Source organism: Pedobacter jeongneungensis, assembly GCF_000633455.1.
Taxonomy (GTDB): Bacteria; Bacteroidota; Bacteroidia; order Sphingobacteriales; family Sphingobacteriaceae; genus Pedobacter; species Pedobacter jeongneungensis_A.
In genome coordinates this window covers 54,281-63,607 of the sequence record NZ_AYMG01000033.1, presented here as the reverse complement: position 1 = coordinate 63,607, position 9,327 = coordinate 54,281, and the positions used below count along the sequence as shown (strand labels likewise).

General features: G+C 35.6%; 9 protein-coding genes. 7 read left to right on the top strand and 2 right to left on the bottom strand.

The genetic code is table 11. The features are described from left to right. Positions 1 to 1,075: 1,075 nt before the first annotated feature. The gene (locus U859_RS0125955) at positions 1,076 to 1,396 is read left to right on the top strand and encodes a hypothetical protein (RefSeq protein WP_025146164.1); all 321 of its coding nucleotides are present in this window, start codon (positions 1,076 to 1,078) and stop codon (positions 1,394 to 1,396) included. Positions 1,397 to 1,699: 303 nt separating this feature from the next. Here U859_RS0125955 and U859_RS0125950 read toward each other — a convergent pair whose 3' ends face one another. Both U859_RS0125950 and U859_RS0125945 read right to left on the bottom strand, forming a co-directional pair. Beyond that, positions 1,700 to 1,948 carry a hypothetical protein gene (locus U859_RS0125950; protein WP_025146163.1) on the bottom strand — a complete coding sequence of 83 codons (249 nt, stop codon included), beginning with the start codon at positions 1,946 to 1,948 and terminating at the stop codon, positions 1,700 to 1,702. Then, complete coding sequence (locus U859_RS0125945) at positions 1,949 to 2,446, bottom strand: hypothetical protein (RefSeq protein WP_162800054.1); 498 nt, start codon at positions 2,444 to 2,446, stop codon at positions 1,949 to 1,951. Between the two features lie 404 nt (positions 2,447 to 2,850). On the opposite strand from U859_RS0125945, the gene U859_RS32290 reads away from it, so the two are divergent. From U859_RS32290 to U859_RS0125920, 6 genes are all read left to right on the top strand, one after another. Continuing rightward, complete coding sequence (locus U859_RS32290; RefSeq protein WP_025146161.1) at positions 2,851 to 4,884, top strand: AAA family ATPase; 2,034 nt, start codon at positions 2,851 to 2,853, stop codon at positions 4,882 to 4,884. Further along, a complete protein-coding gene (locus U859_RS32550; RefSeq protein ID WP_051584784.1) occupies positions 4,885 to 5,538 on the top strand; it encodes a 5-methylcytosine restriction system specificity protein McrC in 654 nt (217 codons plus the stop codon). Continuing rightward, positions 5,535 to 6,332: a 5-methylcytosine restriction system specificity protein McrC gene (locus U859_RS32280; RefSeq protein WP_205314445.1), complete on the top strand. Its 798-nt coding sequence runs from the start codon at positions 5,535 to 5,537 to the stop codon at positions 6,330 to 6,332. The genes U859_RS32550 and U859_RS32280 overlap by 4 nt, the downstream gene beginning before the upstream one ends. A 91-nt stretch (positions 6,333 to 6,423) precedes the next feature. Beyond that, positions 6,424 to 6,747: a nucleotide pyrophosphohydrolase gene (locus U859_RS0125930; RefSeq protein ID WP_025146160.1), complete on the top strand. Its 324-nt coding sequence runs from the start codon at positions 6,424 to 6,426 to the stop codon at positions 6,745 to 6,747. Next, complete coding sequence (locus U859_RS0125925; protein WP_025146159.1) at positions 6,748 to 8,931, top strand: DNA/RNA helicase domain-containing protein; 2,184 nt, start codon at positions 6,748 to 6,750, stop codon at positions 8,929 to 8,931. Positions 8,932 to 9,010: 79 nt separating this feature from the next. Further along, positions 9,011 to 9,226, top strand: a complete 216-nt coding sequence (locus tag U859_RS0125920; protein WP_162800053.1) for a hypothetical protein — start codon at positions 9,011 to 9,013, stop codon at positions 9,224 to 9,226. Positions 9,227 to 9,327 lie beyond the last annotated feature (101 nt).

The window sequence follows — 9,327 nt, the reverse complement described above, 5'->3', positions numbered from 1 at the left end:
CCGCCGCCGAGGGGCTCTTACCTTTTTCTTGATAAAAAGGTAACCAAAAATCAAGGCTTGGATCTGATGTCGGATAAATTCGTCAAAGCTTTTTTGGTCGCCAGCACAAGTTCCGACGAAGAGTCGGAAAGGGCGTGCTGCCTCTGGGTAGTGGTAAGTTGAAAGGGGGTGTTAAAGCTTTAACGTCCTGAGCGTAGTCGAAGGATCTCCTTCCATCATCTCCTAGGCCGGATAGCAGGGCGCATAGACAGGCATCCGTAGACTTATTCCTCTGAAACTATGAGGGGCACGCTGGGTCGTCATCTCGACCGTAGTGGAGAGATCTTTGGACTTTTCATAAAACATAGTTCGTCATTCCCGCGCAGGCGGGAATCTTAATGCTTTCGTTCGGTCTTGCCTCACTGTTTTCTGTCATCCTGAGGTACGAAGGATCTCTGAATGTTTAGCATTTGTTCTGTTCATTTACTTGCTAATGAGTTTCCCTTCGCTCAGTCTTGCCTCGGCTACCGATGAAAAATCGGTACAGGTCCACCGCCACCGAGGGGCGCTTACTTTTGGCTTGATCCAAAAGTAACAAAAAATCAAGGCTTGGATCTGATGTCGGATAAATTCGTCAAAGCTTTTTTGGTCGTCAGCACGCCCTCCCCGATGAAGGATCGGGGAGGGCGTGCTGCCTCTGGGCAGTAGTAGGTTGAAAGGAAGTGCAAAGCTTTAACGCTTTTTCCTTCCATCAGATCCTAGGCCGAATAGCAGGGAGCAGATAGCGTGGTGTATAGGGATAATTCCTAATACGGTCGTCATTCCCGCGCAGGCGGGAACCTTAATGCTATCGCCATGCTACTGTCCCTTTCTATTTTGTCCCTTCGCTCAGTCTTGCCACGGTTACCGATGAAAAATCGGGACTGTATATTGCCTTGTGTTGTGGTATTTTGTAGGGTTATGCTAGAATTTCAATGCTTATTTCAGCGAAAATCTGCCATGCCAGTAGCAGGGAGCATAGGTATTATTCGCGTAATTTCTACATCGATCAATTCGTCATTTCGACCGTATTTAATAAGCCCGTGCAGTTAACAACATGATACTTGCCATTAACAGAACTACACTTGCAGTGCATAAGTTTATACTTGCAGTGGATAGGTTTATACTTGCAGTGGATAGAATTGATTTTGCGCATGGCAGCATTACCGGCGCTATCGATAGTTCTGAACTTGCAGTTAAAAGTTCTAAACTTTCTAGTCGTAACATTATCCTGTCAGTTAGTGGATTCATGCTTGCAGTTGATTACTTTATACTTTCCAACGGGAGTTTTAAACTTGCAGTTAACAGTTCTGAACTTTCCATCAATAGTTCTATCGGGGCAGTTCACAACTTTACCGGAGAGGTAGGAAGATTTTAGTTGGCAGTTGACAGTTTTTAGTTGGCAGTTAATAGAATTATACTTGCAGTTAACAGTTTTTAGTTGGCAGTTAATAGAATTATACTTGCAGTTGACAGTTTTTAGTTGGCAGTTAACAATATTATACTTGTACTTTTTAAAATCTGTGTTTCAATAAATGTGATCTGCAGCAGAAATCTGTTTCCAGTTAACAGTTTGCCATTTACAGTTGTCGAATCGCTATAAAACAAAAATAGCAACCGATTTTGATGTCTGTTGCTATTTTAAATTTTGGTTGGGATGGGGATGATTTTTTTCATGGTTTTAAACTTTTACAGTTTTAAATGGAATGCCCGAAATCTGCTTGTACTGCGGCGTGCTTGCACCAAAAATAGATTTTGAATAATTCTTTGCATCTAAGGCCAGCGCTACAATACCGGTTTCGGGATGGTACAGGATATTATTCCGGTTAAGGCGAAGACCACTCAGTTCGGATGTTTTGGCAACCACATCGCGGTTTTTCTGCAATAAATCGTTGTACAAGGTATTGAGGGTAGCCTGCTGAAGCTCCACTTAGTTGGGTGCATAGGTAGGGATGGTACCTAACAGCTTAATCTGCTTGTCGAAATTGTCGAGCTGGCTATCAAAACTTTGTTGTGAGGCGGATACCTGGTTCACAATGGTTCCACTGGCCGCCAGCTTTTCTTTTTCTTCATCAGTTAATTTGGCGGATGCCCTTTGTCCCTGGATTTTCCGGTTATTCGTGGTGGCATTGTCTGCCACCTGCTGCGGTACATTGCTTGCTTTTATGGCATTCACAATGCGGGTACTCAGTTTTTTCAGCGGCTGAAAGGCGAGGTCGCGGGCGGCAATGGCACTACTGCTTTTAGCGGCCAGATCGTTTACCTGTTCGAGCAGGGTTCGGGCGGCAAGGGCTTTTTCATTTAAACTTTTTAACTGGATGTTCACATTGCTGGGGTTGTACACCGCACCGTAACCGGTTAAATAGGTAATGAGGTTTTCGAAATTGGCCACATTTTTAGGATGGCCGGCGTCATTGATTTTTGACATGACATGTTGTTTAAAAGGTGAATAATAGTTATTTAACATTAAGTTAAAGTTTATTTTTACAACTTGTAGGGGTTTGGTTAGATTTTTTTTAAACAGGAGGGATAATGGCTAATGTGATTAGGCTAAGCGATTTAACCACAGATGGACACGGATCAACACAGATTTAATATGGTATCAATGGCTTATTCTTTCTCTCCTGAAAAGCGGGACAATTGGTGGTTAGTTTTATTTTGGCTTAGCTCAGGTGAATAATATGGAGGTTGGGGGAAACCGTAAGGAATGGACTGTTAGATTAAAGAGTTTTGAAATGGAAACTAAAAATTTCAATTATAGATTTATATTGCTGAAAATATCATATTGTTGATGATATAAGTTTAAAGCGCTAATTAATAACTGGAAATTACATGGAGGATTACACTCGATTTAAGAAACTTCTTGAATATTTTGTGACACATTTAGAATGGGTAGTTAATCTCGATAATATGGGCCGGGGATATAGGGGATATATTCATCCCTTAATTGAAAAAGGAATTTTTAGAAAAACGGGTCAAGGGTATGCAAATGATAAAATCCAACAGCAGATAAAAGACTGGGAAAATTATCCTCATGGCAAAATATGCATTAATATACAACAGAACTTTGGGAGTTATTTCTCGTCAAAATGCTATCTGAACTGGGAGGATACAGGACTTAATATTATTGCAGAATGGTCTGGAAAAAAAATTATATCGCTGTACCAAGAGGAGTATTTTTATTGGGAAAACCCAAAAAGAAGAAAAGAATTTGGTAAGAAAATATCATTAGTAGACCTAGACCTATTTACGGCAAGTGAATCCTATACAGATCAACTAATGGATTTTTATAGTGTTTTTGAAAATGCTATTATTAGATACAATATACTTGAAGAAGAAAAAGAAATGAATGAAATATTAAGACCAATAACGGACCTGTTATTGTATAAAAAGCAGATAATTTTACAAGGCCCTCCAGGAACAGGCAAAACCAGAATTGCGAAAATTCTCGCTGAAAAATTAATTGGAGTCCCCAACGGATCTATTTCTGCAGATCAAATTGTTGAAAATGTATCAATAAATCAGGTTATTAGATCTGTTAAAGGAAAAAGTAGCTATTTAGTTTTAGAGGTTGATAGTTTACAAAAGAGAATTAAAATAAAGCGGGAATCTGAAACCGAAGACTATACATCTTTCAATGAAATTATTGATGCATTTGAGTCTAAATTATGGTTGTCAAAAATTGAACAAAATAAACCACGAAGAGCAGCCTCTATAGCCAAGTTTATTTTTGAAAGAATAAGTGATATAAATGATTCAGAACAATTTAAAATCATTCAGTTTCACCCAAGTTATAGTTATGAAGATTTTGTGCGAGGAATTGTTGCTGAACCAACGGATGATGGAGAACAGATTATATATAAAGCCGAGAATAAACTTTTGGGAGCATTTGCAGAGAAAGCTTTACAGAACTTTATTGATGCTCAAAAAACAACTGAAGTTATAAAACACGAAGATTGGATAAGAAATTTAATAAAGGGTTTTCAAAAGGATATTGAGGATAGATTATACGATGAAGAAAAAATCTGGCTGACGCCAAATGTTGCCTATATTACAAAAATTACTAACGATGCAATCCGTTACAAAGGTGACAATTGGAAAATAGATGGCGGAATTCCTTATTCTGATTTAGAAAAGATGTATTTGGCAGATATCAAAAATCTTGCGGATATAAGAGAATTGGAAACTTTAACCGCTTCTGCTAAGTCTAACTCAACATATTGGTTAAAGCTCTTAGAAAAGTTTAAAGAATATGTAAAAAAGAATGCCTTTAAAACATCTTTGGAAACGGAACCAATAGATGTCAAGCTTAAAAATTATGTATTGATTATTGATGAGATTAACAGGGCGAACCTTTCTTCAGTTTTAGGTGAACTAATTTATGCACTAGAGTATAGAGGAGAGGGTTTGGAAAGTATGTATTCTATAGATGTTGATAAGCGTAACATTATTATCCCCCCTAACTTGTATATTATTGGAACTATGAATACCGCTGATAGAAGTGTTGGACATATTGATTACGCCATAAGAAGGCGTTTTGCTTTCTATAGTATATTGCCCGAACCGCTTAACGATGATCAAAACATTTATTTTAATACTGATGGATTCAATAAAATCAGCATGTTGTTCAATGAAACCAATGTTAGTAATGAATTTGAAATAAAGGATGTACAGTTGGGTCATAGCTATTTCATTGCTAAAAAATGTGATGAAACTGATGAGGTTGGAAAAAACAAAATTTTCGCTATGAAAATGAATTATGAAATAATACCCCTACTGTTAGAATATGTCAAGGATGGAATTTTGATCGGTAAGTTTGAAGGTAAAAACATAAAAGAATACATTGAATTATTAAAATACAAATAGATGGGTCTTAGATTATCTGAGCACAAAAAATTTAAAATTTCTAAACTTACTGAGGGCATTGAATTTTTAGATAATAAAGCTTTACATCTTAAATTAAGTGCTGATTCTTTTGCATTGTTAAATGGTATCACCAATAAAGCTTTTGATGATAATAGCAATTGTTACACTGTAGAACATGGTATTGATTTTTATCAGATCAAGGCAGACTATTGTATTGGTCTTGATTGGTTGGGTGATTCGGGCCGGTATATACAGGTAGAGCCTAAAATTAACATCGCCAATGGTGAGAATTTTGAATTCTGCCTAAACACGGATGCTGAATCAGAGATTTTTGATAAAACATTGCGAAAAGATAGTAGTACCGAAATATCCAGAGAACTTGATTATTTGAAAATGTTGATGGATGTAATGGCTTTTTCTGTTTCTGCGAAAGAAGTTGAAGGTCTAGTAAATATCGACTGGAGTGCGTCAAAAATAAATATTGATAGTAAAGATGATAAACTAACCCCTTTTTTAATTATACAATTTTTACAGTTACTAAAAGCAATCGTTAAAAAGGGGCTTAAAAAATCATATTATAAAATTCAAGAAAACCTAAGTTCAAAAATTAAAGGCAAAATACTGGTAGGGCAGCATGTTAAAAGAATGTTCTGAAAAATCGTTTCACAGATATTTTTTGTGAGTATCAAGTATTTGGTGAAGATAATTACGAGAATAGGTTCCTTAATAAAGTTTTTATTTTTGTTTGTAGTTATATTAATAATCATAAAGCATATTTTTTTTCAAATGCATGTGATATTGAACGGATTGTTGACTATTGCAGACCTTCATTTGAACATATAGGAAGTATTGTTGAGCTCCACCAGCTAAAGAATATTAAAACCAATCCTTTTTTCAAAGAATATAAAGATTGCATTAAAATTGGTCAACAGATTCTGAAACGTTTTGCTTACAATCTTTCTCGAACAGCCGACCAAAAAATAGCTACACCGCCATTTTGGATTGATATGCCCCGGCTTTTTGAATTGTATATCTATGAAAAAATGTTAAAAGCCAACGAAGGGAAATCCTCTAAAATTAAATATCAATTTAGCACTTATGGTAATGCATTGGATATTTTAATAAAGCAGGGTAAACATTCTATAGTTATAGATGCGAAATATAAACTTCATTACAAGCATGGTGAAGTGCATGCGGACATGAGACAAGTAGCAGGATACGCCCGATTAAATAAGGTATTAAACGAACTTGCTTATAATAATGACGATTTTGTTAAAGATGCAGTATTACCATGCTTGATTATATACCCTGATGTTAAAAATGGTATTGATTTAGAAAAAAATCTATCTGCATTTAACATTGAAAACCTAATAACTCCGTATAGGAGAGTAAAGGCCTATAGTGAGATATATAAACTTGGGGTAAAACTTCCGTTAATATATGAATAGTAAAATATTGATCAGGCTTAACCTCTAAAAGCATTTATCACATAATTTCCCAAATCAACACTATATTCTTAAATTGGGCACAATTAGCCTTATGACCGACGAGATAACAGCAGCATTATTAAAGTTTAGAGACGAGCGCGATTGGGCGCAGTTTCATAATCCCAAAGATTTAGCCCTTGCATTGAATATAGAAGCAGCTGAATTGTTGGAGCTGTTTTTATGGAAAAATGCGGAGGATGCCAATGTTGATAAGATCAAAGAAGAATTGGCTGATGTTTTTTCTTATGCGTTGTTATTGGCCGAAAAATACAATCTGGATGTAAAACAGATTATTCTTGATAAGATTAAGCTTAATAATGCTAAGTATCCTGTGGATAAAGCTAAAGGGACGGCTAAAAAGTATAATGAACTATAAATGAGTAAGCGTTATCTAATTAGCAAGTCTGAATTTTCCGAACAAAGTTTAACAGATCTAAGTTTAAAACATGAGAATTTTTTATCCTGGCCATTAGTTTACTTTTTAAGTGAAAACAATAAGTATGAAGCTTACGTTGGGGAGACTACCGACCTTGTTAGTCGGATGAAAGCCCATTTAAAAAGTGATCACAAAAAAAATCTTAAATCAGCACATTTAATTTCAAGTGATCTTTTTAACAAATCTGCAACGCTTGATATTGAATCTAATTTAATAAAATACATAGCTGCCGATGGCCGCTATCAGTTACAGAATAGTAATTTGGGTATTGCTAACCATCATTTTTACCAAAAAAAGGAACTTTACTGGGATATATTTAAAGATATTTGGTCTGAACTCCGAACGCTGGGTATTACCAGACATTCTTTAGAATATATTGATAATAGCGACCTTTTTAAGTATTCGCCTTATAAAAGTTTGTCGGATGAACAGGTTACTGGTCTAAAAACGATACTTAAATGTTTGTTGGATGATCGGGCAAAAGTAAGTTTAATTGAAGGTGGTGCAGGAACAGGAAAGAGCATTTTAGCTATATTTTTATTTAAGCTCTTAAAAACAGATACCGAAGATTTTAATTTAACTGATTTTGACGAGAATGATCTGGAACTTTTTGAATTATTTAAAAAAGTTAAGCAACAATACGGTCATTTGGAAATGGCTTTGGTGGTGCCTATGTCGTCGTTTAGAAAAACAATAGAAAAAGTTTTTAAAGGGATTAAAGGTTTAAAATCGAATATGGTTATCGGGCCTGCCGATGTGGTTAAAAAGAAATACGATTTATTAATCATTGATGAATCACATCGTTTAAGGCAAAGGGTAAATTTAGGCGCTTATTTTGGTGCCTTTGATCAAAACTGTAAAGCACTAGGTTTCGACAAAATGACGAGTTCTGAGTTGGACTGGGTTTTAAAACAAGCCAATAAAAGCATCTTATTTTATGATGAACAGCAAAGCATAAAACCTTCTGATGTGTCGGCCAGTGCATTTAAGAATTTAAAGCAAAAAGCAGATACCCGTTACGAAATATTGAAAACTCAATTTAGGGTTAAGGGCGGGGCGGATTACGTAAAATTCATTCAAGGTCTGTTTACCGAGCAAAATAAGGTATTAAAACCTTATGCCGCTGGCTTAAACTATGAGTCATATCTCTACGAATCTTTAGATGATATGGTGAATGATATCAAATTAAAAGATCAGCAATTCGGCTTATCCAGATTAGTTGCAGGTTTTGCCTGGAAATGGATTTCAAATAAAGATAAAAGCAAATTTGATATTGTTATCGAGGATACAAAGTTGCAGTGGAATGCCGTAACCGTCGATTGGGTAAATACACCAAATGCCATAAATGAAGTTGGTTGTATACATACTATTCAGGGCTATGATCTAAATTATACTGGCGTAATCATTGGACCTGAAATTGGCTATGATCCTATATCAGAAAAACTAATTATTCATGATCAACTATATCAGGATAAAAATGGTAAAAACACCATTAAAGACCCTGAGATATTAAAAAACTATATTATTAATATATATAAAACCATTTTATTAAGGGGAATTAATGGAACTTTCGTTTACGTTTGCGATCCAGCGCTGCGTAATCATTTTAAAAAGTTTTGGCGGTTAAAAGAAACCTTTGCTGAAGTTAAGCCGCTAAACATACATCCGAACAAAATCAACGGGCAATGCATTCCTTTTTATGATTTAAATATTGCTGCGGGTTCATTTTCCGATTATCAGCAAGTTGAAAATATTAACTTTTTGGAGTTGCCTGAAAGCTTAAGGACAAATACCGATCTATTTGCTTGCAAGATTGTTGGCGAATCTATGAATAAAGTTATTCCTAACGGATCCATTGCGTTATTTAGAAAATATAGCGGAGGCTCCCGTAATGGATTGATTTGCTTAGTCGAATCAACCAGTATCTATGATAAAGAGTTAGGTGGTCAGTATACTATTAAAGAATACAGAAGCAAGAAAACCCAAACTGATGATAGTTGGGTGCATGAAGAAATTACCTTACATCCTTTATCGACCGATGAGTCTTTTAAGCCTCTTGTTTTAAGAGATGAAGACACTACTGATTTAAAGGTTATAGGGATTTTTGAAAGAGTGTTGGCTTAACACATTATTTTAAGTAAAAATTTTCTCTCAATACGGAAACCCGTAATTTTTACGTCTCATGGCCCGGTATCTTGGTGCCATGAAAAGATTTTATTACATCCTGTTCTTAAGTATTGGTATACTGGCCTGTAGCAAACAAAATGAAGTTGGGGCGGGTACAGATACCGAAACTTATACGCCATGTGGCACTTATAAATCCGGGCAAAAATTATATCAAGGCTCTAAAGACGGTTGCTTTTATTACAATAGCAAAGGTAATAAGGAATATGTGGAGAGGAGTGCGTGCAAATGTTAATTCAGCTTTATATCTTAAGAAGTAATTTTAGAACTTGCAAAGTTCAACTTATTGATCTATATTACAATATCTAAATAATTCTAGCTCAATTCTTTCCGTTT

Coding starts and splice junctions, on each gene's coding strand:
- U859_RS32550 (WP_051584784.1), top strand. CDS start 4,885: ATGGGTCTTAGATTATCTGAGCACAAAAAATTTAAAATTTCTAAACTT.
- U859_RS0125945 (WP_162800054.1), bottom strand. CDS start 2,446: ATGTCAAAAATCAATGACGCCGGCCATCCTAAAAATGTGGCCAATTTC.
- U859_RS0125930 (WP_025146160.1), top strand. CDS start 6,424: ATGACCGACGAGATAACAGCAGCATTATTAAAGTTTAGAGACGAGCGC.
- U859_RS0125925 (WP_025146159.1), top strand. CDS start 6,748: ATGAGTAAGCGTTATCTAATTAGCAAGTCTGAATTTTCCGAACAAAGT.
- U859_RS0125920 (WP_162800053.1), top strand. CDS start 9,011: ATGAAAAGATTTTATTACATCCTGTTCTTAAGTATTGGTATACTGGCC.
- U859_RS0125955 (WP_025146164.1), top strand. CDS start 1,076: ATGATACTTGCCATTAACAGAACTACACTTGCAGTGCATAAGTTTATA.
- U859_RS32290 (WP_025146161.1), top strand. CDS start 2,851: ATGGAGGATTACACTCGATTTAAGAAACTTCTTGAATATTTTGTGACA.